This is a genomic window from Haliea sp. E17 (assembly GCF_048323675.1).
Taxonomy (GTDB): Bacteria; Pseudomonadota; Gammaproteobacteria; order Pseudomonadales; family Halieaceae; genus Mangrovimicrobium.
On sequence record NZ_JBLWFK010000001.1, the window covers coordinates 68,157 to 89,320 of the forward strand.

Below are 21,164 nucleotides of genomic sequence, written 5' to 3' on the forward strand. Positions count from 1 at the left end.
CCCGGCGGCAGGTATCGATTACGTAGCGGTGGATTACCATATCACCGACATGCTGAACGCGTCCCAGGCGACCGATTTCAGTTCGGCGCAGGACCATCCCTACCGGCAGATGCCCTATTTCCTCAAGCCCCAGCTCAAGGCCTATTTTTCCCGGGCCATCGAGGGCAGGGTGCCCATGGTCGTGAACTGCTCCGCCGGCAAGGATCGCACCGGAATCACCGCGGCCCTGATGCTGACCGCGCTGGGCGTGCCGCGCTCCCAGGTCATGCAGGACTATGTCCTGTCGACCGAGTACCGCCGCCCAGTGATCGAACGGGGCGATGTGGACCTGGCCGCCGTGGCAAAGAGCAATGCATTTGCGGCCATGATGCTGCACTATAGCGACCGGCAATCGACACAGGCCGCGCCGCTGATCACGGAGGAGGGGATTCCCTACCTGTACTATGCACTGGCGCAGATCGAGGCCGACTACGGCTCGGTCCCGGCGTTCCTGGACAGGGAACTGGGTGTCAGCGCCGCGGATATCGACACGCTGAAAACGCTCTACCTGCAGTAGGGCTCCGTGTTACCAATGTTTAACCGTCGTGGCCGGTTGCCGTATATGGAATCCTCGCCGGTTCCGTTATCCTGCCTGACATGACTGATAAAAGGACAAAGTAATGACCATCAGGAATCTTGTCGCCCTGGCCTGCGTAGTGCTGGCCGGCACCGGGATGGAGGCTTTCGCGGCGGGAACAGCTGGCGTGCCGGTCGGGAACCCGCGCCTGCTGCCGCTCGAAGGGGGACGCAATTTTCGCGACGTGGGCGGCTATCCCGCCGGCGAGGGCATGCAGGTGAAGTGGGGCAAACTCTACCGCTCCGGGACGCTGTATGCCTTGACCGATAACGACTTTGCGCTGCTGGACGAGCGCGATATCGCGGTGATCGCCGACCTGCGCAGCAACGAGGAGCGGGCGGGGGAGCCCACCATGTGGCGCGTCGACGAGCCGGAGATTCTCAGCTGGGCCTACTCCCAGGGCGACACCCTGGGCGGCATGCGCGAATTGTTTTCGCAGGAGGGCCTGACACCGGCGGACGTTACCCAGGTCATGGCCGGCCTATACCGGGAGATGCCCGGCCAGCAGGCCTCGCACTACCGCGATATTTTCGACCAGCTGGCGGATAACCGGCTGCCGCTGGTGGTGCATTGTTCCGCCGGCAAGGACCGCACCGGCGTCGGCATCGGCCTGATCCTCACCGCGCTGGGCGTACCGCGCGAAGTCATTCTCGAGGACTACGCGATGTCGGAAAAATACCAGCAAATACCGGTACTGAAGGGAAAGGATTACCAGTTCGAGGAAGGCGATCCCCTGGCGTTGATGGCCGCGCTGCCGCAGGAACTGGTGGCGCCGCTGATGGGTTCCAACCCGGTTTACCTGGAGTCCGCATTTGCCGCCATCGAGGAGCAGCACGGCTCGGTGATGGCGTATATCCAGGGTGAACTGGAAGTCAGTGACGAGGAACTGGCACAGTTGCGGGCCAATTTGCTGGAGCCATTATCCAACTGATCGAACTGCGGTTCCTTTGACCGCCTTGCTTCGACAGTCCGGGGCCTGCCGGTGAATTCTTGTCCGGTGAGGCTGTTGGCCAGGGCAGGGCGCCTTGCTGTTCAAGCCTCGAATTTGATCGGCAGGGAATTCAGCCCCCAGGCTCCCAGGAACGGCCGCCAGGTCACCTCGCCGGCAAGTTTCGGAGCGTGAATACGCTGCGCCACAAGGTGCAGGCCTTCCTCCAGCTGCGCCCGCGCCAGGTACTGGCCGAGGCAGATATGGGTGCCGCGGCCGAAGGCCAGGTGGCGGGGCTTCTGCTCCCGTTCCGGGTCGAAGTCCAGCGGATTCGGGTAGGCCTGCGCGTCGCGGCCGGTCAGGGAGAGGGCAAAGCTGATGTAGGTGCCCGTGGGAAAGTGAATCCCTGCGTAATCTACCGGGCTGAACAGGGTGCGCGAGGGAGACACCACCGAGGTATGGCGCAGCATTTCTTCGATGACCTTGCCGCAGTAGTCTACTTCCTCCGCGCAGCGGCGGTACATGTCCGGGTGCTCCAGGAGCGTGTAAAGGGCCATCGTAAGCATGTTCTTGGACGTGTCGTAGCCCGCCAGCCACAGGGATATCACCAGGTCGCTGAGTTCGTTGGCATCCATGCCGTCGGATTTTTTGGAGGCAATCAGGGCGTCGAGCAGTGAGTCCTCGTCAAATTTGCCGCTGCTCTCGCGCTCCTCGATGACCGAGGCTGCGAAGTCGCGGAGCACCTGGTAGGCGTCGAGGATATCCGGCAGGAGGTCCCGGTTGAGGGTCATGCAGGACATCTGCGTATCCAGGGCCTTGCGAATGCCATGGACCGGTTCGGCGGACATGCCCAGCAAGCCGCACATGACCGTGATCGGGAACAGCGAGGCGAATTCGCAGAAGTCGAATTCGCCCTTTGGCGCCCACTCGTCGAGCAGCTTGCCGATCACCTCTCGCATCAGTGGCCGGGTCGCGTTGGCGCGGCGTGGGGTGAATGCCAGTGCGACATTGGCGCGCAGTCGATCGTGTCTTTCGCCGGAAATGGTTGCGAGCTGGTCGCCCATAAAGCGCGCCCACTCGGTGTTTTCCGCACCGAAGTGCTCTACCAGGCCCTTGAAGTGCGGACCCATTTGCTGGTCCATGTAGAGCAGGTCCCGGGCCGGTTGCAGGCCGTAAACCACATAGCCCTTGGAGAATTTGGCCAGCCAGGGGTGTTTCTCCTTGGCGGCCTCAAGATAGGGTACGGGGTTGTCGGCAAAAGCCTGGGTTTCCACCGGCAGGGTGGCAAGGTCGAGTTCGGAAACGGCTTGCATAGCTTTAGTGCTCTTTCGGGCTGTACCTGTCCATAATCCACCCATGTTACTGCAGGAACGTGCGCCGCTGTCTCGATACACCGCGTCACTCCATCGACCCAGCCTGCCGCAGGGCCGGCTTGCTGGATGACGTGCGACCGCGGTGTCGCCGCTAGAAGCTGTAATTGACCCTTATACCGTAGGTGCGCGGTGCGCCTGGAGCCTCAAAATAGGAGAATGCGCTCGATGATTGTACGTAGAACAATTCATCGGAAAGGTTGCGGCCCCACAGCTCGATTCCCAGGTCCGGTTTTGGGTAGTACGCTACGAGGGCGTTCCACAAGCCAAACGATGATTGCTCGTTGAAATTGTCCGGTTCGAAGAAATAGCCATCGTTGTAGTTATAGTGCACGGACAGTTTGAGCTCACCGGCGGATGACAGTTGGGTGGTATAGATCGCGCCGAGAGTGGCGGTAATTTCCGGTGACCACGGGGTTTTGTTGCCTGCCGCGTCCCCCACGCACTCCAGCTTGCCGCCCACCGGAGCGCCAATGATTTCGCCGGCGTTCGGGCCTTCAGGTGTACAGACTGCAGGTTTCGGATATGCATACGAGGCATTTGGGAACTTCGAAAACTCCGAGTTCAGAAAGGTCGCCGAACCTACCAGCCGCAATTCCTCGGATACCACCGCTTCGAAATCGAATTCAAAGCCTTCGACCTCGACTTCCGCAGCGTTCATCAGGCGTGAAGTGACCGACTGGTTGGCGGATGCACGGGTCTGGTAATCGCTGATCTCGTAGTAGAAGCCGGAAAGGTTCAGGCGCAGGCGGTGTTCGAAGAGCTCTGACTTCAGGCCGATTTCATAGGCATCGGTGTCCTGGGGTTCCACTGGCGGGTCGAAAATCGCAGGCGTGGAGAATGTGCCCGATTTGTAGCCCCGGTTGTAGGATGCGTAGAGCATCAACGAATCACTGAAATCGTGTTGCAATGCCAGCCGGTAAGTTTCACCGTCCCAGGATTCTGAATTCCGGTTGGTCAGGATACTGGCGGAAGAGCCTACCGGGACAATGCGTCCGTCTATATCCAGATCGTCCGCGGTGTAGCGGAGACCCGCTGTGATATGGGTATCGTTGGTGACGTGCCAGGTCAGCTCGCCGAACCCGGCATAGGACTGGGTATCCATTGTCGAGAAGATGTCAGAGCCGGCGTCCAGTCCGCCGAAGGCGAGTCCCCTGGCGCTTTGAGGTTCCAGGCTGACTTCCGCGTCCATGTAAAACACGCCGACTTGCCAGCTCAGGGAGTCGGCGGAATTGGAAGCGAGGCGAAGCTCTTGCTGGATTGCCTCGGTGGTGTTGTTGATGGTGATGATGCCCAGCGGGGCGGGTTCGGTGTCGATGTCGAGATCGGTGTGGGTTTTGTTGTCGCGCCAGCCGGTAATGCTTGTCAGCGTGACCGGCCCGAGGTCCCAGTCCAGGTTGAGCGCCAGGCCGCGGTCGCGCTGCCTGTTGCCGTCGTCGCTGCCCGAGATCGAGTCGTAGGGGTTTTTCGCCGGCCGTGAACCGGCGACACCGACGGAATGTTGGGACAGTCGAAAGGAGGTGACAAAGTCATCCTCCTGCTTACCGTAATCGGCGCTGAATACCAGTTTGAACGTGTCGGCAGGTATCCAGACCCATTTGCTGCGCAATGCCCAGTCCCACCCGAGTGAGACTTCATCGCCGGTAGTCAGGTTATCACCCCACCCGTCGCGCTGGTCGGTCCCGGTGAATGCGATATCGGCGCTGAGTGTTTCCGTCAAGGGGCCACCGAGGTAGCCCTGACCGGAGTAGGTGTCATAGTTGCCGTAGCCGGCGCTGAATTTGCCCTCGAACTCTTCGCCAGGCTCCCGGGTAATGACGTTGATCAGGCCCCCGGAGGAGTTGCGGCCGAACAGGGTGCCCTGCGGCCCTTTCAAAACCTCCACGCGCTCCACGCTGTTAAACTTCATCGCGGCCTGGGCCTTGTTGTACAGGTAAACGCCATCCAGGTACATGGCGTTGGCGGATTCCTCGCCGGTATTGCCACTGATGTTGCCGACACCGCGCACAAAGAACATCGACGATGGGCCGGAGCGCAATAACTGGACACTGGAAACCAGCTGTGGAATATCCGCAGTGGATACCGCCCCGAAGTTTTCCATGGTCTCCGCAGAGAGTGCCACCACGGCGATCGGTACCTCCTGGAGGTTTTCTTCCCTTCGCTGTGCTGTTACCACGACTTCTTCCAGTACCGCGCTGCCTGGCTGTGCGTTCAGGCTGGCGGGAATGGCGGCGAGGGAGAGGCCGACCAGGTGATTCAGGATTACAACCGTTGGGATGCGGGTGCGTGATTCCACGGGCATAGCGCTATTCTCGTTTTTGTTCCCCAGGGAATTGCCAGACTAGCATTAGCCCCGCGAGCAAATATCAACAGTTCCGGACACTATTTTGTACCGCGCTTGCCACCCGATAAGCGGCGCCTTGGCGGCATTGCCGATGTGGGAGATTCAGGGGGACTGGGTCAGGTCAAAGCGGACAGGAAGGCTTTGCATGCCCCAGATTCCCGCCCTGAAAGGCCGCCATTCGGCCTGCCCGTCAAGGCGAACGTTGTCAACGCGCTGGGCGAGCAGATGAATTCCCTCTTCCAGCTGTGCCGTTGCCAGGAACTGCCCGAGACAGATATGGGTGCCGCGGCCGAATGCGAGATGGCGTGATGTCTGCTCTCGTCCGGGACTGAACTCTGTCGGACGGCTATAGGCCTCGGGGTCGCGGCCCGAAATTGCCAGGGCGAAACACAAATGGGTTCCCTTCGGGAAATGGATGCCGGCGTATTCGACGTCCCCATAGAGCGTGCGGCTGGGCGTGGCGACGGAGGTGTGGCGCAGGGCCTCCTGGATGACGCTCTGGCAGTAAGCGAGGTCCTCTGCACAGCGCTGCCATACTGCGTGCCGTCCGATCAGGTTGTACAGGACGAATGCGAATTCGTTTTTGGTTGTGTCGTATCCGGCCAGGATCAGTGTAATCACCAGGTCCCGCAACTCATCCTCACTCAGGTGGCCGTCCTGTTTGACCGCGATGAGGGTGTCGAGCAAGTAGAGACAATCCGCATCGGCTGCATTTTCTCTTTTAGCGATCAGGCCCGCGGTGAACTCGCGCAGGATTTCATAGCCTTCGTTGATGCTGGGGAACAGGTCGCGATTCATGGTGAGGCAGAGAATTTGTGCCTCGATTGCCCTGTGGATATCCCGAACCGGCCCCGCGGGCACCCCGAGAATGCCGCACATGACGGTGATGGGAAAGTGGGATGCGAACTCGACGAAATCAAAGCTTCCCCTCGGTGCCCATTCATCGAGCAGCTTGCTTATCGTCTGGCGCATCAGGGGTCGCATGGTGTTCGCACTGCGCGGGGTAAAGGCCGCCGCCAGGCTTTTGCGCAGGCGAGCATGCCGTTCACCGGATGTGGTGGCGATCTGGTCGCTCATGAAACGCGCCCAGTCTGTTCCAGCCGCGCCGAAGTGATCGACGACACCAGAGAAATGCGGCCCCATTTTGTCGTCCATGTAGAGCAGGTCGCGACTGGCCTGCAATCCGTAGACGATGTAGCCATGGTCAAAGCGCGCCAGCCAGGGATGTTTCAGGCGCGCGGTCTCGATGTGGCGCTGGGGGTCCGCGTAGAAGTCGGGGTGCTCGATGGGCAGGTGAGCGAGATCCAGGTCGCCTAAGGTTTGCATCCGCTGCTACCGGTTCGCGGAATTGAATCGGGAGAAGAGTGCATAGCTGCGATCATCAGGGTTGCGGCTCCCGGTAATTGTCGCGGGCGAACCCATCGGTCCCTTTTCCCAGTCGACACAATCGGGGTATTCCCTGAACCAGTCGAACAGAATGGTCTTTTCCAGAATACGCCACTCGTCGTCGCGCAGTTCAAGAATATCGAGGTAGCGGCCAGCGATGATGAGATCGCCATAGTTCGCGGCAGCCGGTGCGGCGTGATAGCCGTAGAAATAGGCTTCCACGGCCGCCTGCTGACCCTGGATACGGGTAATGATGTTACTGATCATGTGGGTCATATTGTCGAAGAAGCCTTTGCCCTCTTCGGTGGAGTAGGCGACGAAGTCGTCGCGACCACCGGAGAACAGGCTGCCGTAAACCTGGGCATCGCCCCAGAATACCTCGCGCAACAGGGCTGAATCACAGCGATCGACGGCCCGTGTATACAGGTATAGGCAGTCTGCGATCGCGTCCCGGTCAGCTTGCTGTTCTTTGAATGTCCCGAGTTTACAGATCATATCCCGACTCCTTGTTTTTCATTTATGGTACTGCGGGTCAATGGCGAATAGTCTCGACACACAGTGTCAGCTAATCTACTCTTTCTGCCAATAACAGGCTGAATCGACAGGGCGACGCCCTGCAGGTAGAACACAATAAAATGCCGAATAGCCAGCTCGGAAATTTCAGGGTTGATGGACCCACCATCAAGGCGCCCTCACCGGGGACCATGGAAGGGGCGGGATTCATTCGTGGGATGGCCTCCGTAGTACGCGCTCGTGGCGCCAACTTCCGTTCCCTGGTTGAGGACTACGGCCTGTCCTGGGATACATGCCAATCGCCGGATTTCACGATTTCCTGCACCACCGCGGCGACGATGCTGGAAGATTGCAGTCGGCGATTCAATGATCATATGTTCGGCCTGCACGTGGGTAGCTCCCAGGATGGGGATGTATACGGGTGTATCAATACCTATGCGCGGGTCGCCCCTACCCTGGGCGATGCCATCAACGTGCTGTTGGAATACGTGCCGGTACTGCACAGCCCCGGCGCCGATGTGGAATTCGTCACCGGCGCGACAGTGGCGGAATTCCGCTGGCGGACCAACCAGGATTTTGAGGCGGAAGAACAGGCATGTTTTTACGGCCAGTTGCTGATCTGGAAGTTCTTGCGCAGCATCCTGGGTAACGAATTTTCCCCATCCGCGGTCTATATGCGCAATAAGCTCTGGCGGCATGATGCCGCCGAAATGGAGCGCTGTTTCGGCAGTCGCGTGAAGGGCGGAACTGTGAGCAACTCCATTCAGTTTCCCGTAAATCTGCTCAACCAGCGTTTGCAGAATGCCAACGAAATGTTGTTCGGCCTGCTCGGGAGTTATTTCGCTCAACTCAGTAAGGATGCTTCCTGCTCCTTCGTGGACCGGGTGGCGGGCTATGTGCGTGAATCGCTGGTTTCCGGCAATTGCAGTGTTGAAAATTGCGCCGCTGGACTGGGGATTTCTGCGCGTACCCTGCACCGGCGCCTGCGCGAAAACGACGCGCGTTTCTCTGAAATTGTGGATTGCCAGCGTGTGGAGGCAGCGAAGCACCTGCTGGCGCAGGCGGGTTGTGACCTGAGTGAACTGGCACACCGGCTGGGGTATTCGGAGCAAAGCAGCTTCGGCAGGGCGTTCAAGCGCTGGACGGGTACGACGCCGCAGTCCTATCGCCGGGCGATGAAACGAGCCTGACGGGGGTTTCGTCAGCCACTGTCCAAGATCTGGCGGTATTTGCCAAGACGGGGAGTGTACTGCCTGCCATAGAATTTGACCGGACACGAAGCGTGTAACCCCCTGTGGTGCCGCCGTAGACAGGACCAACAAAGGGCCGCGTGTAGTTATGCAATCCGATGATAGACAGGCTTCACCAGTATCAGGCTGTCCCGCGGGATTTTCCGCGTCGACGGCGAGTTTCACGGATTCGGCGGTTTTGCAGAATCCCTTTCCGTTTTACCAGTATTTGCGCGAGAACGCGCCGGTTCACTACGATCCCGTGCTCAAGGCCTGGCTGGTCTCGCGCTACGATGATATTCGCTCGGTGCTGCTGGATGCCGACACCTACTCCATGGAGTTGGGTTGGAAACTGAATTATGCCCACGGCTTTGCCGACGAGTTCCAGGCCATTCTTGAGCGCGACGGTGGCGGGTTTTTTCCCGATGTCATCATGACCGATCCGCCCTTGCACACCCGCATCCGCGGTCTGATGGACAAGGCCTTTACCCCGCATCGCATTCGGGCACTCGAGCCAGGTATCACCGCTCGGGTGGTGGGGTTTATCGAGCGCTTCCCGGGCAGCGGGGAGTTTGACGGCACCCGCGATTTCGCCCTGCCGCTCACGGTCGACATCCTCTGCGAACAGCTCGGTATGACCGATGTGGACTACGCCACGATCGAGCGCTGGTCACTGGCTATTTCCGCCCAGGTCGGACGGGTGCAGACGCGAGAAGAAATGGAGCAGAACGCGGCGCAAATTTGTGAGTTGCAGCGCTTCGTCATCGACCTGATCGAGCAGCGGCGCGGGAACCCCGGCAATGACCTGATCTCCGACCTGGTTCACGCCCGCAGCGAGGACGATGAAAACCCGGCACTGGATTTCCGCGAACTGGTAGCCTGCACCCGTGCGCTGCTGGTGGGCGGTAACGAGACCACCTCCAGCGCCATCGGCAACATGTTGCTGATACTCGCCACCCGCCCCGAAGTTCGCAGCTGGCTCGCCGAAAACGCAGACTCGGACCAGCAGGTGGCCCGTTTCGTCGAGGAAGTCATGCGTATCGCGCCGGCGACCCGGGCGCTTTCCCGGGTCACCACCCGCGAGGTGGAACTGGCCGGCCAGCACCTGCCGAAACACGCCCAGGTCATGATCATGTTCGCCTCCGGCAACCACGACCAGGCTCACTTTCCCGCCCCGGAACTTGTCGATACCAAGCGCGCCAACCTGGGCAGCCACCTGGCCTTTGGTGCGGGCATCCACCGCTGCGTGGGCATGGCGCTGGCGCGGATGGAAATGAAGGTCGTGGCGCGGGAGCTGGTCACCCGTTTGCGCGAGCTGGAACTGGCAGTGCCTCTGGCGGACATCCGCTACCTGCCGTCGGTGTCCAATCACACCATCGTAAACCTGCCGCTACGCTACGCGCGCAGCGGCAACTAGGCTGCCGCAGGGAGACACGCCGTTTTATGCCGAGATCACTGATACTGCACCAGTTGAACGCGCCCGATGTCGGCCCGGTGGGCCTGATCGAACTCGCCGCCAGGAATGACTGCGGGCTCGTCACCCTGTTTGCCTTTGACGGCGGGACGGTGTTGCCGCGTTCCAACAGCGGCCTGACCTACCCCACTGCGGTAAGCGCAGAGACCCGGGGCGAGGTGACTGCGGCGCTGGCCTCCAACGGCGTTGCGGTAGATGGCGTGGAATTCTTTCCGCTCACCGCGGAGGTCGACCTGGAGCGATATGTTCCGGCGCTGGCGCTCGGGGCTGCCATTGGCGCCCGGCGGGCGGTGACCCACGTATTCATTGATGACGATGCCCTGGTGGTCGACAAACTGGGGCGCTTCTGCGATCTGGCGGCGCGGGAAGGACTGGTGGTCTCCGCTGAATTTTGCCCGCTTACCCCGGGCCTGCCCTCCCTGCAACGGGGCGTGTGGCTGGTAGACCAGGTGGGCCGGGGCAGTTTTGGCCTCGGCTTCGATACCCTGCATATTGTGCGTAGCGGCGCTACGGCGGAGCAGATCGCAGCGCTCGACCCGCGTTATTTCGGTATTGTCCAGGTCAGCGATTCCCGCGGCAGCCAGGCCTCGAACGACTATATTGCCGATGTTCACCACCGGGAACCGCCGGGCCACGGGGAGCTGCCGCTGGCGTCCATCCTCAACGCCGTGCCCGCTGCCATGCCTATCGAGGCGGAAGTGCCCGCGGCTCACCGGCGCGCGGCGGGGGTGAGCGCTGCCGAACACGTACGGGATGTGCTCGAGGGCGCGCGGGCAGTGATCGCGACGCTGGAACCGTTGCGCTGAAATGGCAGCCGGAGACAGCGGGGAACTGGCGGGCAGGATCGCCATTGTTACCGGCGGGGCCACCGGAATCGGTCGAGCCATTACCGAGCTATTCTCGGAACAGGGCGCACGGGTGGTGATTGCCGATATCGACGGCGAGCATGGCGAAGCGCTGGCGGCGGAACTCGGTGAACGGGTGTGCTACCGGCCAACCGATGTCGGAGATCGCGCGGACCTCGACGCACTGTTCGCGTTCGTGGATTCGCAGTTTGGCGCAGTCGACGTCCTGGTGAATAATGCCGCCATTACCGGCGCCTTCAGCGCGCGTTTTCTCGACGACGACATGGCGGATTTCGAACGCGTCATGCAGGTCAACCTGGCGGGCCTGATGTATGCCAGCCAGCAGGCCGCCCGGCGGATGCGCGACCGTGGCGGCGGCTCCATCGTCAACCTGGCATCGATTGCCGCGCTCAATCCCGGCTATGCCATTGCCAGCTACCGGGCAGCCAAGGCGGGAGTGATCAATTTCACCCGCTCGCTGGCTATCGACCTCGGGGAATACGGGATTCGCGTCAACGCCATCGCGCCGGGATCCATACCCACCAGCATGGGCAGGGTTTCCACCGAGGGGCTGAATGAGGATCAGGCCGCGGCGATGCAGGCGGAACTGGACGAGGCCTGGCTGATCAGCCAGCCGATCAAGCGCCGCGGGACGCCCCGGGATGTGGCCCAGGCCGCGCTGTTCTTCGCCGGTGAGCGATCCGCCTACGTGACCGGGCAGGTGCTGGCTGTGGATGGCGGCGGTTCAGCCGGCGAGGCGATCAATCGCACGGCCCTGTTGGCCCGGGTGCGGGCAAAGTATTTTCCTGGCGAGGGGGAGGAGGGCGCGTGAAACTGCCGAGCCGAAACTATGTGCAGGTTTGCTGGGTGGTGCCGGATCTGCAGCAGGCGATGGAACACTGGGCTGCCCAGGCTGGCGTCGGACCCTTCTTCTATTTTGACGACGTGCACTACGACAATGCCATCTACCGCGGCGAACCCTGGCAGCCGGTGAAATTCCACGCCGCGATTGCCCAGGCGGGCAGCCTGCAGATCGAACTGGTGACGCAACTGGAGGAGGGCCCTTCCATGTTCAGCGAACTGGTCCCGCCGGGGAGCAGTGGCCTCCACCACATGTCCACCTACACCGAGGATTTCGAGGCCGATCTGGCCTACTACCGGGCCGCAGGCGCAGAGGTGGTCTTCAGCGGACTGATGAAAGGTGCGCCGGTGTGCTGGCTGGATACCGTCGCGAAATTGGGATTCATGACCGAGTTGATGACCGCCAACCCGCTCAAGGAGCAGGTGTTTGCGCAATTCCGCGCCGCCGCGGAGAGCTGGGACGGCAAGGACCTGGTGCGCCGGGTCGGCTGAACTGCCTCAGCGCCCGGCGAGGGCGCTGAATCTCCGGGTTGCGTCCCGTGCGCCGCGCTAGCGCCGGCCGGAGACCATGCCCCCGTCCACCAGGATATCGGTGCCGGTGAGGTAGCCGGCCTGGTCGCTGGCGCAGAACGCCAGCACCGCCGCGATTTCCTCCGGCTTGCCCGGTCGCTTGAGCGCCGCGTCGCGGAGCATCTCCATGGAACCGCTTTTTTCTTCCAGGCGGCCCATCTCGGTATCGAAGGTACCCGGCGACACCGAAAGTATCCGCGCGTTCTTCTGGCCGAACTGCGCCGCGCAGTGCTGGCTGTACCAGATCACGAACTGCTTGCTGATCGAGTAGGCCATGCCGTTGCGGTAGAGTTCCTTCGGCATCAGCCTGCAGCGTTTGCTGATTTTGCTGACGAATTTATCGGGCGCGCTGGCGGCCAGCGGGAAACTGCGGGTTGGCACCATGATCGAGGGCAGCAGGTGTGCCGCCATGGAGGCCACGTTGACCAGGGCAAAGTCTTCGGTCGCGACATCGAGGCAGGCTTCGGTGACATGCACGGTGCCCAGGGCGTTCACCCGCAGAATCACTTCCGGGCCCGCCATTTGCGGACTGACCCCGGCCGTATGCACGACGGCCCGCAAAGCGCCTGCGGCTTGTGCCTGCGCCAGCAGGTCCCGCACCGACTGCCGCCGGGTGACATCGCAGACCTGTGTTTCGCAGCTGATGCCGGACTCGCGCAGGCTCGCCGCCGCGTTCGCCAGTTTGTCCTCGCCGAGGTCGGCCAGGAGAATGTGATGGTCCCGGCCGAGGATGTGCGCGGTGGCCAGGCCCATGCCGCCGGCTCCGCCGGTAATGACAGCGACGTCACTCATGGAAGAATTCTCCCGGGGGTTTATTGTGCGGGACGCCAGGCGTCAGTGGGCGCGCTCGATATCCGCGCCGAGTCCCGCCAGCTTGCGCTCCAGGTGCTCGTAGCCCCGATCCAGGTGGTAGATGCGGCTGATGTGGGTCTCTCCGTCGGCGACCAGGCCGGCCAGCACCAGGCAGGCGCTGGCCCGCAGGTCGGTGGCCATCACCGGCGCGCCGTCCAGCTTGCCGCGCTTGCCGCGCACCACGGCGACCTGGGTCATCGGGGTGATATCGGCGCCCAGGCGCACCAGTTCCTGCACGTGCATGAAACGGTTCTCGAAGATGTGCTCGGTGACCACGGCGGTGCCCTTGGCCTGGGTCATCAGCGCCATGAACTGGGCCTGCAGGTCGGTGGGGAAGCCGGGGTAGGGCGCGGTGGCGATGTCCACGGCCTTCCAGCCGTCGTTGCCCTGCACGGTGATGCTGGTCTCGCCGGTGTCGATGCGGAAGCCGGCGTCGCGCATCTTGTCGATCATCGCCTGCAGGTGTACCGGGATGCAGTTCTCCACCGTGACTTGGCCGCCGGTAATGGCGCCGGCCAGCAGCAGGGTGCCGGCCTCGATGCGGTCGGGCACCACCCGGTGGCTGGCGGGTTGCAGCGAATCCACGCCCTCGATGGTAATGACGCTGGTGCCGGCGCCGCTGATTTTTGCACCCATGGCCTGCAGGTAGCGGGCGAGGTCCACCACCTCCGGCTCTTTGGCGGCGTTCTCGATCACCGTGGTGCCGTGGGCCAGGCTGGCCGCCATCAGGGCGTTCTCGGTGCCGCCGACGGTCACTTTCTCGAACAGGATGTTGGCGCCATGCAGGCGCTGGGCCCGGGCGGTGACATAGCCGCCGTCACTGGTGATCTCGGCACCGAGGCGGCGCATGGTCTCGATGTGCAGGTCGATGGGCCGCGAGCCGATGGCGCAGCCGCCGGGCAGGCTCACCCGCGCCTCGCCGTAGCGGGCCAGCAGGGGACCGAGGCAGAGAATGCTGGCGCGCATCTTGCGCACGGTCTCGTAGTCGGCCACGTGGGCGCCCGGCGCCCGGGTATTGACCACCAGGGTGTCGCCCTCGCGGCGGCTTTCCGCGCCCAGGGAGGCCAGCAGTTGCTGGGTGGAGTCGATGTCGCGCAGGTAGGGGACGTTGTCGAAACGGTGCTCACCGTCCGCCAGCAGTGAGGCGAACAGGATCGGCAGGGCGGCGTTTTTCGAGCCGCTGGTGGCAACGGTGCCACTGAGGCGGTGACCGCCACGAACGATGATGGAATCCAAATCTTGCTCCGGTCGGGGATTGGCCCGAGACAGGGCCTGGCCAGGAAAAGGGCGCTAGGGTAGCAGGTGGCGGGGGCCATAGGAATAGCAGCCCGCCGCCAGTTTCCCTCGTGCGCGGCAGCGGGTATTGTGTGCCATCCAGCAGTTTCGACGCGTTGCGCCGGCATATAATGACAGACCAGACTGACCTCAGCCTTGAACAGTGTATCGCCCGCCGCCTGATGGTGGATATTCGCCTGTACGCGGATACCGGCGATCCGCAGCCGGTGCAGCAATTACCCGCTGCACTGGCCCGGGCGCTGGTGGACTTGCAGCCCGGCGGGATCATCCTGTTCCGCGAGAATCTCTCCAGCCTTGCCCAGTGTCGGGCGCTGACCCGGGAGCTGCGCGAGTTGCTCTCGCCGCGCCTGCTGATCGCCGTCGACCAGGAGGGCGGCCTGGTCACCCGCCTGCCCCGTGAAGAGTTCACCAGTTTCAGTGGCAACATGGCCCTGGCGGCCTGTCCCGCCCAGGAGCGCGAGTCCCTGGCCCGGCAGATGGGCTCCGCCCAGGCGGAGGAATTGCGGGCGCTGGGGATCAACGTCAATTTCGTGCCCTGTGTGGACGTGAACAGCAATCCCGCCAACCCGGTGATCCACGTGCGCTCCTTCGGCGACGACCCGCAGCTGGTGGCCCAGCTGGGTGCGGCGGTCGTCCAGGGCGTGCAGCGCGAGGGCGTCGCGGCCTGCCTGAAACATTTTCCCGGCCACGGCGATACCGCGGTGGACAGTCACAGCGGCCTGCCGCGCGTGGACCGCAGCGCGGAGGAGGCGTGGCGAATCGATATCGCACCCTTCGCCCGGGTGATTGCCGAGGCGCGGCCGGCGCTGGTGATGACCGCGCATATCCAGTATCCCGCGCTGGACGCTGCCACCTTGCCGGGAGCCGACACCCTGCGCCCGGCCACCCTGTCGCGCGCGATGATCTCCGGCCTGTTGCGCAAGGACCTGGGTTTCGCCGGGGTGGTGATCTCCGATGCGCTGGATATGGGGGCCATCAGCCAACTGCTGTGCCCGGAAGAGGCGGTAATCGAATGTTTTCGCGCCGGGGTGGATATCGCCCTGATGCCCTTGTTGCTGCGCTCCCCGGAAAGTCTCGACGCCCTGCAGGCACTGGTCCATTCAGTGGCGGCCAGGGTGCGCGCGGGGGAACTGGACGAGTCCGAACTGCGCGCCGGTGCCGCCCGGGTCAGCGCCCTGCAGTCCGCCCTGCGGCTGGTGCCCGGGGAGCCCGAGGCGGGTTCGGCGGAGCTGGTGGGCAGCGCCGCGCACCGGACCCTGGAGCGGCGCATTGCCGTGGGCAGTATTACCTGCCTGAAAGGCGAGCCCGCGGCGCTGGGGGTGGGGCGCCGGGTGCACATCCTGATGCCCTGCGCGAGTACCGCTGCGGCGATGCGCACCGCGTTATTGTCGCTGGAACCCACGCTGGCGATCACCACCCAGCACCTGGGCGCGTTCGACAGTGCCCTGGAGCAGGCCTGGGTGGCGGCGGCCGAGGTCTACCTGGTGGGGGTGAGCGACCCGCCGCGCAGCGCGGTGGCGATCGGCGGTGCCGAGGACCTGGTGGACGCAGCGGAGTGCACTGATGCGCTCGCGGTGCAGCGGGCACTGTTATCCCGCGCCGGGGACCGGCAGCGTGTGGTTATCCTCTTGTGTTCGCCATTTCGCGCCGCGTACTTTATGCCGCTGGCGGAAGCCGTGTTCGCCAGCTATGACGGCGCGGCGGTGGGCGAGGGCGGAGCTCCGGGACCGGCGTTCCAGGCGCTGGCAGCGGTATTGCTGGGCCGCGATGTCGCCCGTGGGCAGTTGCCGGTAACCCTGGACAGGACCGCCGGCTGACCTGGCTTCAGGCACCCAGCCCAGGGTGCAGGATGCTGATGGCCGAGGGGATGATCGAAATACTCACCGGCGTCTGGCCGAGAAACTCACCGTCCGCCTCCACCGGCACCGGCGCGGCGAGGTGTTCGACCTCGATCTGCGCCGCGTGGTCGTAGTGGGCGGCGGGGTGATTGAGCAGTTCGCCCCGGCGCAGGTGGCCCAGGTTGCGCAGCAGGTCCGCGGAGTCGGCCTCGCCCACCAGGGTAATGGCGAGCTGGCCGTCGTCGAGGCGGGCGCCGGGGGCAATGCACAGGCCGGAGCCGACAAAGCGGCCGTTGGCGGCCGCCAGGGCCAGGCAGTCACCCTCCCAGTGCATCCCGCGGTCGGAGCGCACGCGGATCGGCTGGGGCCGGTAGGTGGCCAGGGTGGTCAGGATGGAGCGCAGGTAGTGCAGGTTGCTGCCCAGCAGGCGCGGCCGGCGGCCAAGGTGCTGGACCGACCTGGCGCCCAGCCCGAGGCCGGCGGCATTGAGGAAAAAGCGCTCCGCGTCCTCCCCCTCCGGCGTCTGGAAGCGGATGATCCCGGCATCGATAAGCGCACTGGAGCGATTGCGCAGCAGTTGCACGCATTCGGCGACGTCCCCGCGCAGGCCCAGTGAACGGCACAGGTCGTTGGCGCTGCCATAGGCGAGGATGCCGAGGGTGGGCAGTTGCAGCTGCGGCTCGTGCTGCTGCGCGCGCAGGCAGCCGTTGAGCACCTCGTTGATGGTGCCGTCGCCGCCGGCGATCAGCAGGTAGTCGGAGTCGTGGCAGGCGCGCCTGGCCAGTTCAACCGCCTGGCCCTCGCGGCGGGTTTCCAGTAGCGGGATGGCGGCAGTCGGGAGGGCGTTGCGCAGGGATTCGAGCGACTTCTCGAAGTGGCTCCTGCGGGTAATATTGCCTTTCAGGATCAGCGTGATTCTCACTGTTCCCCCTTTGCCCGTAGGCGGGTTGAAGTCGGTTCTGCTGGTTCCGCTGCCGGTGCTACGGGGCGCCGGTTTGCGGCGGAAAACCGCCCAGTACCAGTGCCGCGGCCCGGTCGTAGCGCTCCTGGCTCTCGTCCTGCTTGCTCTTGAGTTTGCTCTGGGTCACGCTGCGCCAGACGCTTTTCTTCATCGCGGGATCGATCATGTCGATGATGAATGTTCCCTCGGTATAGTCGCGAACCTGTACATCGGTATCGTAGCAGCTCCAGCAGTTGTACCTGGCGTAGGCGTTATAGCGCCCGTAGCCCACACCGTAGCCCATGCCGTAGCTGGGCGTGGTATAGGTCTGCACGTCCTGCTTGTTCTGGGTACCGAGGTGCCAGCTGATCAGCAGGTCGGCGTCCGCCGGGTCGTCCACCACGGTGAAGCCCTTGCTGGTCAGGATATTGCTCAGCGCCGTGTCGATGCGCTCGATTTGCATGTCGCTCAGCTGCATCGGGTTATCGCCCGAGATCTGGCCGGACTCGTCGTAGAAACCGATCTTTTTCACGCCGCTGAAATCGTAATCCTGCTTGTAGTCGAACACCGGTGTCGGCGTGGTGCTGCAGGCGCCCAGCAGGGCAGTGACGGCGGTGAAAACCACCGTGAACAACAGGCGGGCGGGGATACGGCTCATGGGTTTCTCCGGTAGGTCGACAAATCCAGTTTAGCCAACTTTTGTCCCCGGGGATACGCGCCGACCGGCCAGTCTTGCCCTTTGCTGTGGGTGAAACCGGCGCGCAGGGCTTGTGGAGTGCAGGTGGCCGGTGAAGTGGATGCGCGCCGCCGGTCGAGTCGCTACACTCAGGCCAGCACCCAACGGGACGAATCTATGCGCTGGATTGTCTGTGTTTTCCTGATTACGCCGCTGCTGGCCGCGGCCGGGCCGCCCGATGCCCGGGAAATCATTCGCAGCGCGATGGAGCATTACCGCGGCCAGACTTCCTATTCCGAGATGAGCATGACCATCCACCGGCCCGACTGGGAGCGCAGCATGAGCATGCGCGCCTGGAGCCGGGGCGACGACAGCACCCTGGTGCGGGTGATCGCCCCCGCCCGGGATGCGGGCAACGCCACGCTCACCCTCAATACCAACATGTGGACCTATACCCCGAAGATCAACCGGGTGATCAAGGTGCCCTCATCGATGATGGGGCAGAACTGGATGGGCTCGGATTTCTCCAATCGCGATATCAGCAAGGACACCACCATTATCGACGACTATGACCACAGCCTGCTGGAAACCCGGCAGCTGGACGGCCACACCGCCTGGGTCATCCAGTCCATACCCCACGAGGATGCCGCGGTGGTCTGGGGCCGCGAGGTGCTGGTGATCCGCGACGACTGGGTGCTGCTGGAGCAGCAGTTCTGGGACCAGGACGGGGTGCTGGTGAAGGCCCTGGAGACACAGGAAATCAGGACCATGGGCGGCCGTGAGGTCGCCAGCCGCATGCGCATGTCCCAGGCGGACAAACCGGAGGAGTGGACCGAGGTCCGCACCGAGACAGTGGCTTTCGACCTGGCCATCCCGGAGGGCATGTTCACCCTTTCAAGCCTGCGCAATCCGCGCAGCGCGCCCGCCGCCCCCGTCGCCAGTCCGGCCGATTCCGCCCGGTGAACCTCACCTGGGTTCTCGCCTGGCGCAACCTCTGGCGCCATCGCCGCCGGACCTGGCTGACCGTTGGGGCCATGGTGTTCTGCAATGTGCTGCTGGTTTTCATGATCTCGCTGCAGCTGGGTTCCTACCAGATGATGATCGACAACACCCTCGCCCTCAGCTCCGGCCACCTCCAGGTCCAGCACCGCGACTACCGGTCACAACAGCGCATGCGCGATACGGTGCCGCAGGTGGCGGCGCTCGCCGATACCCTGCGCGGGCAGCTCGCAGCGCACGCTGTAGCCGCCCGGGCGCAGGCCTTTGCGCTGGCGTCCAGCGAGGAACGCTCCTTCGGCGTGTTGCTCAGCGGCGTGCAGCCGGCGCGGGAACCCGCGGTATCCAGCCTGCCCGGGCTGGTGGGGGAGGGGCGCTACCTGCAGCCGGGGGACAGCGACGCCATCGTCGTCGGCGCGGTGCTGGCGCGCAACCTCAAGGTCGGTATCGGCGGTGAAGTCACCTTTATCGGCAGCGGCTGGGACGGCTCCATCGCGGCCGGGGTGGCGACCGTAGTCGGTATCCTCGACAGCGGGGTCAACGAGGTCGACCGCGGGCTGGCGCAGGTGCCGCTGCAATGGTTCCAGCAGGTGTTCGCCATGGGCGACGCCGGACACGCGGTGGTCGTCCGGCTGGAGCAACTGGACCAGGTGCCCGCGGCCCAGGCGCAGGCCCGCAGCCTGTTGCCGGCCGGCGAGGACCTGGTGGTGCTCGACTGGAATGCCCTGCAACCGGGCCTGAAGCAGGCCATCCAGTCGGACATGGCCAGTGCCTGGTTTATGTACGGGGTGCTGATCGTGCTGGTGGCCTTCAGCGTGCTCAACACCCAGTTGATGTCGGTGATGGAGCGCACCCACGAGTTCGGCGTGATGCTCGCGCTGGGCCTCGGTCCCGGGCGGCTGGCGCGGCTGGTGGGCATGGAAACACTGTTGCTTTCGCTGCTGGGGCTGGGGGTGGGCGTGGTCCTCGGCGCAGTGCTGGTGATCTACCTGAACATCGTCGGCTTTACCTATCCCGGGATGGAGGAGATGGCTGCGCAGTTCAACATCCCGGAGCGCATCCACCCGCAGGTCAGCCTGCTGTCCCTGACCTGGGGGCCGCTGACGGTTTTTGGTTTCAGCCTGCTGGCCGCGGTGTATCCCGCCCTGCGCCCCTACCGGCTGGCTCCCGTGGCGGCGATGAGGGCAGTGCAGTGAAGGGCGTACTGGCGGTGACCATGCGCCTGGCCTGGCGCAACCTCTGGCGCAACTACCGGCGCACCCTGGTCATGCTGCTGGCGATAACCATCGGGGTGTGGGCAATGATTTTCATGTCGGCCCTGATGCGCGGCATGACCGGCCAGCTGGTGCGCAACGGCCTGGAAAACCTGCCCGGCGAGGTACAGGTCCACAACCCGGCCTGGCGCGACGACCCCAGCGTGGTCAACAGCATGCCCGCGCCCGGGGGAGAACTGCTGGCGGCCCTGGGGCAGCCGCCGGTGCAGGGCTGGGCCGCGCGGGTGCGGGTGCCGGCGGTCGTCGCCAGCGAGCGCGAGAGCCGCGGAGTTACCCTGCTCGGTGTCGATCCGCTGCAGGAGGCGTCGATCGGTGCTGTTCCCCATGTCATCGCCGAGGGCCGTTTCCTGCAGGGCCCGGACGACGACGGCATCGTGCTCGGCGCCAGTCTCGCCGACAAGCTCGACACCGGCCTCGGCAAGCGCGTGGTGGTAATGTCGCAGGATCCCGAAAATAACGTCGCCGACCGCGGTATGCGCGTGGTCGGCATCTACCACGCGCGGCTGGAAGCCAGTGAGGAGCGCTTCGCCTACACCGGGCGGCAGGCCCTGCAGCGACTGCTCGGCATCGGCGGCGAGATTTCCGAGATCGCCGCGACCGCGCGGGACTACCGGCGTACGGCTCAGTGGCTACCCCAGATCGCTGCGGCGGCGGGCCCGGAGCTGGAGGTCCTGCCCTGGGTGCAGCTGGACCCCTACCTCGCCTCCATGCTGCAGGTGCAGGACGGCTTCAGCATGATTTTCATCGTGGTGATCTTCGCTGTGCTGTCCTTCGGGCTGGTCAATACCCTGGCCATGGCGGTATTCGAGCGGGTGCGCGAACTCGGCCTGATGCAGGCGCTGGGCATGCGGCCGGGCGGCATACTGCTGCTGGTGCAACTGGAGAGCCTCTACCTGTTGCTGCTGGGCCTGGTCGCCGGCAATCTGCTGGCCTGGCTGTCGATCCGGCCGCTGCAGGACGGGATCGACCTGTCCGCGGTGGCCGAGGGCATGGCGATGATGGGGCTCGGTACTACCCTTTACCCCGCCCTGGAGCTGCGGGATATGCTGTTTTCCACTGCCGTGGTCGTGGTGCTGGGCTGCCTCGCGACCGCGCTGCCGGCCTGGCGCGCCGCTCGCCTCGACCCGGTGCGGGCCATCAACAAGACCTGAGGATA

General features: G+C 63.9%; 19 protein-coding genes. 11 read left to right on the forward strand and 8 right to left on the reverse strand.

What is annotated here, in order from left to right; genetic code table 11:
- The first annotated feature begins 28 nt into the window (after positions 1-28).
- A complete protein-coding gene (locus ACNKU3_RS00280) occupies positions 29-556 on the forward strand; it encodes a tyrosine-protein phosphatase (protein ID WP_418257396.1) in 528 nt (175 codons plus the stop codon).
- Between the two features lie 103 nt (positions 557-659).
- Positions 660-1,547, forward strand: a complete 888-nt coding sequence (locus ACNKU3_RS00285) for a tyrosine-protein phosphatase (protein WP_418257397.1) — start codon at positions 660-662, stop codon at positions 1,545-1,547.
- A gap of 101 nt (positions 1,548-1,648) precedes the next feature.
- Here the strand turns inward: ACNKU3_RS00285 and ACNKU3_RS00290 are convergent, their stop codons facing one another.
- From ACNKU3_RS00290 to ACNKU3_RS00305, 4 genes are all read right to left on the reverse strand, one after another.
- A complete protein-coding gene (locus ACNKU3_RS00290; RefSeq protein ID WP_418257398.1) occupies positions 1,649-2,857 on the reverse strand; it encodes a cytochrome P450 in 1,209 nt (402 codons plus the stop codon).
- 151 nt (positions 2,858-3,008) lie between these two features.
- Positions 3,009-5,216 carry a TonB-dependent receptor gene (locus tag ACNKU3_RS00295; RefSeq protein WP_418257399.1) on the reverse strand — a complete coding sequence of 736 codons (2,208 nt, stop codon included), beginning with the start codon at positions 5,214-5,216 and terminating at the stop codon, positions 3,009-3,011.
- Between the two features lie 144 nt (positions 5,217-5,360).
- Entirely contained in the window at positions 5,361-6,584 is a 1,224-nt protein-coding gene (locus ACNKU3_RS00300) for a cytochrome P450 (RefSeq protein WP_418257400.1), read from the reverse strand.
- 6 nt (positions 6,585-6,590) lie between these two features.
- Complete coding sequence (locus ACNKU3_RS00305) at positions 6,591-7,139, reverse strand: nuclear transport factor 2 family protein (RefSeq protein ID WP_418257401.1); 549 nt, start codon at positions 7,137-7,139, stop codon at positions 6,591-6,593.
- Positions 7,140-7,279: 140 nt separating this feature from the next.
- Here ACNKU3_RS00305 and ACNKU3_RS00310 point away from each other — a divergent pair, with 140 nt between their 5' ends.
- The 5 genes from ACNKU3_RS00310 to ACNKU3_RS00330 all read left to right on the forward strand — a co-directional run bounded on the left by ACNKU3_RS00310 (position 7,280) and on the right by ACNKU3_RS00330 (position 12,058).
- Entirely contained in the window at positions 7,280-8,347 is a 1,068-nt protein-coding gene (locus ACNKU3_RS00310; protein WP_418257402.1) for a helix-turn-helix domain-containing protein, read from the forward strand.
- Positions 8,348-8,585: 238 nt separating this feature from the next.
- A complete protein-coding gene (locus ACNKU3_RS00315; RefSeq protein WP_418257403.1) occupies positions 8,586-9,803 on the forward strand; it encodes a cytochrome P450 in 1,218 nt (405 codons plus the stop codon).
- Positions 9,804-9,829: 26 nt separating this feature from the next.
- A complete protein-coding gene (locus ACNKU3_RS00320) occupies positions 9,830-10,666 on the forward strand; it encodes a sugar phosphate isomerase/epimerase family protein (protein WP_418257404.1) in 837 nt (278 codons plus the stop codon).
- A gap of 1 nt (position 10,667) precedes the next feature.
- Positions 10,668-11,537, forward strand: coding sequence for an SDR family NAD(P)-dependent oxidoreductase (locus ACNKU3_RS00325; RefSeq protein WP_418257405.1), 870 nt, complete (start codon positions 10,668-10,670; stop codon positions 11,535-11,537).
- A complete protein-coding gene (locus tag ACNKU3_RS00330; RefSeq protein WP_418257406.1) occupies positions 11,534-12,058 on the forward strand; it encodes a VOC family protein in 525 nt (174 codons plus the stop codon). The genes ACNKU3_RS00325 and ACNKU3_RS00330 overlap by 4 nt, the downstream gene beginning before the upstream one ends.
- Before the next feature lie 57 nt (positions 12,059-12,115).
- Here ACNKU3_RS00330 and ACNKU3_RS00335 read toward each other — a convergent pair whose 3' ends face one another.
- Together ACNKU3_RS00335 and murA are read right to left on the reverse strand one after the other, a co-directional pair.
- Complete coding sequence (locus ACNKU3_RS00335) at positions 12,116-12,928, reverse strand: SDR family oxidoreductase (protein WP_418257407.1); 813 nt, start codon at positions 12,926-12,928, stop codon at positions 12,116-12,118.
- A gap of 42 nt (positions 12,929-12,970) precedes the next feature.
- The gene (gene murA, locus ACNKU3_RS00340) at positions 12,971-14,224 is read right to left on the reverse strand and encodes a UDP-N-acetylglucosamine 1-carboxyvinyltransferase (protein WP_418257408.1); all 1,254 of its coding nucleotides are present in this window, start codon (positions 14,222-14,224) and stop codon (positions 12,971-12,973) included.
- 170 nt (positions 14,225-14,394) lie between these two features.
- Here murA and ACNKU3_RS00345 point away from each other — a divergent pair, with 170 nt between their 5' ends.
- Positions 14,395-16,101: a glycoside hydrolase family 3 protein gene (locus tag ACNKU3_RS00345; RefSeq protein WP_418257409.1), complete on the forward strand. Its 1,707-nt coding sequence runs from the start codon at positions 14,395-14,397 to the stop codon at positions 16,099-16,101.
- A gap of 7 nt (positions 16,102-16,108) precedes the next feature.
- Here the strand turns inward: ACNKU3_RS00345 and ACNKU3_RS00350 are convergent, their stop codons facing one another.
- Positions 16,109-17,044 carry a diacylglycerol/lipid kinase family protein gene (locus tag ACNKU3_RS00350; protein ID WP_418257410.1) on the reverse strand — a complete coding sequence of 312 codons (936 nt, stop codon included), beginning with the start codon at positions 17,042-17,044 and terminating at the stop codon, positions 16,109-16,111.
- Positions 17,045-17,102: 58 nt separating this feature from the next.
- Positions 17,103-17,720 (reverse strand): DUF4136 domain-containing protein, encoded by a 618-nt coding sequence (locus tag ACNKU3_RS00355; RefSeq protein ID WP_418257411.1) that lies wholly within the window; start codon positions 17,718-17,720, stop codon positions 17,103-17,105.
- A 195-nt stretch (positions 17,721-17,915) separates the two neighbouring features.
- On the opposite strand from ACNKU3_RS00355, the gene ACNKU3_RS00360 reads away from it, so the two are divergent.
- The 3 genes from ACNKU3_RS00360 to ACNKU3_RS00370 are packed head-to-tail and all read left to right on the forward strand — an operon-like array spanning position 17,916 to position 21,159.
- Complete coding sequence (locus ACNKU3_RS00360; protein WP_418257412.1) at positions 17,916-18,701, forward strand: outer membrane lipoprotein-sorting protein; 786 nt, start codon at positions 17,916-17,918, stop codon at positions 18,699-18,701.
- Complete coding sequence (locus ACNKU3_RS00365; RefSeq protein ID WP_418257413.1) at positions 18,698-19,930, forward strand: ABC transporter permease; 1,233 nt, start codon at positions 18,698-18,700, stop codon at positions 19,928-19,930. The genes ACNKU3_RS00360 and ACNKU3_RS00365 overlap by 4 nt, the downstream gene beginning before the upstream one ends.
- Complete coding sequence (locus ACNKU3_RS00370; protein WP_418257414.1) at positions 19,927-21,159, forward strand: ABC transporter permease; 1,233 nt, start codon at positions 19,927-19,929, stop codon at positions 21,157-21,159. Before ACNKU3_RS00365 ends, ACNKU3_RS00370 begins: the two co-directional genes overlap by 4 nt.
- The last annotated feature ends 5 nt before the right edge of the window (positions 21,160-21,164 follow it).

Excerpts from the sequence above, each read along its gene's own strand:
- ACNKU3_RS00285 (WP_418257397.1), top strand. The coding sequence starts at position 660 with ATGACCATCAGGAATCTTGTCGCCCTGGCCTGCGTAGTGCTGGCCGGC.
- ACNKU3_RS00290 (WP_418257398.1), bottom strand. The coding sequence starts at position 2,857 with ATGCAAGCCGTTTCCGAACTCGACCTTGCCACCCTGCCGGTGGAAACC.
- ACNKU3_RS00295 (WP_418257399.1), bottom strand. The coding sequence starts at position 5,216 with ATGCCCGTGGAATCACGCACCCGCATCCCAACGGTTGTAATCCTGAAT.
- ACNKU3_RS00300 (WP_418257400.1), bottom strand. The coding sequence starts at position 6,584 with ATGCAAACCTTAGGCGACCTGGATCTCGCTCACCTGCCCATCGAGCAC.
- ACNKU3_RS00305 (WP_418257401.1), bottom strand. The coding sequence starts at position 7,139 with ATGATCTGTAAACTCGGGACATTCAAAGAACAGCAAGCTGACCGGGAC.
- ACNKU3_RS00310 (WP_418257402.1), top strand. The coding sequence starts at position 7,280 with ATGCCGAATAGCCAGCTCGGAAATTTCAGGGTTGATGGACCCACCATC.
- ACNKU3_RS00320 (WP_418257404.1), top strand. The coding sequence starts at position 9,830 with ATGCCGAGATCACTGATACTGCACCAGTTGAACGCGCCCGATGTCGGC.
- ACNKU3_RS00325 (WP_418257405.1), top strand. The coding sequence starts at position 10,668 with ATGGCAGCCGGAGACAGCGGGGAACTGGCGGGCAGGATCGCCATTGTT.
- ACNKU3_RS00335 (WP_418257407.1), bottom strand. The coding sequence starts at position 12,928 with ATGAGTGACGTCGCTGTCATTACCGGCGGAGCCGGCGGCATGGGCCTG.
- ACNKU3_RS00345 (WP_418257409.1), top strand. The coding sequence starts at position 14,395 with ATGACAGACCAGACTGACCTCAGCCTTGAACAGTGTATCGCCCGCCGC.
- ACNKU3_RS00355 (WP_418257411.1), bottom strand. The coding sequence starts at position 17,720 with ATGAGCCGTATCCCCGCCCGCCTGTTGTTCACGGTGGTTTTCACCGCC.
- ACNKU3_RS00360 (WP_418257412.1), top strand. The coding sequence starts at position 17,916 with ATGCGCTGGATTGTCTGTGTTTTCCTGATTACGCCGCTGCTGGCCGCG.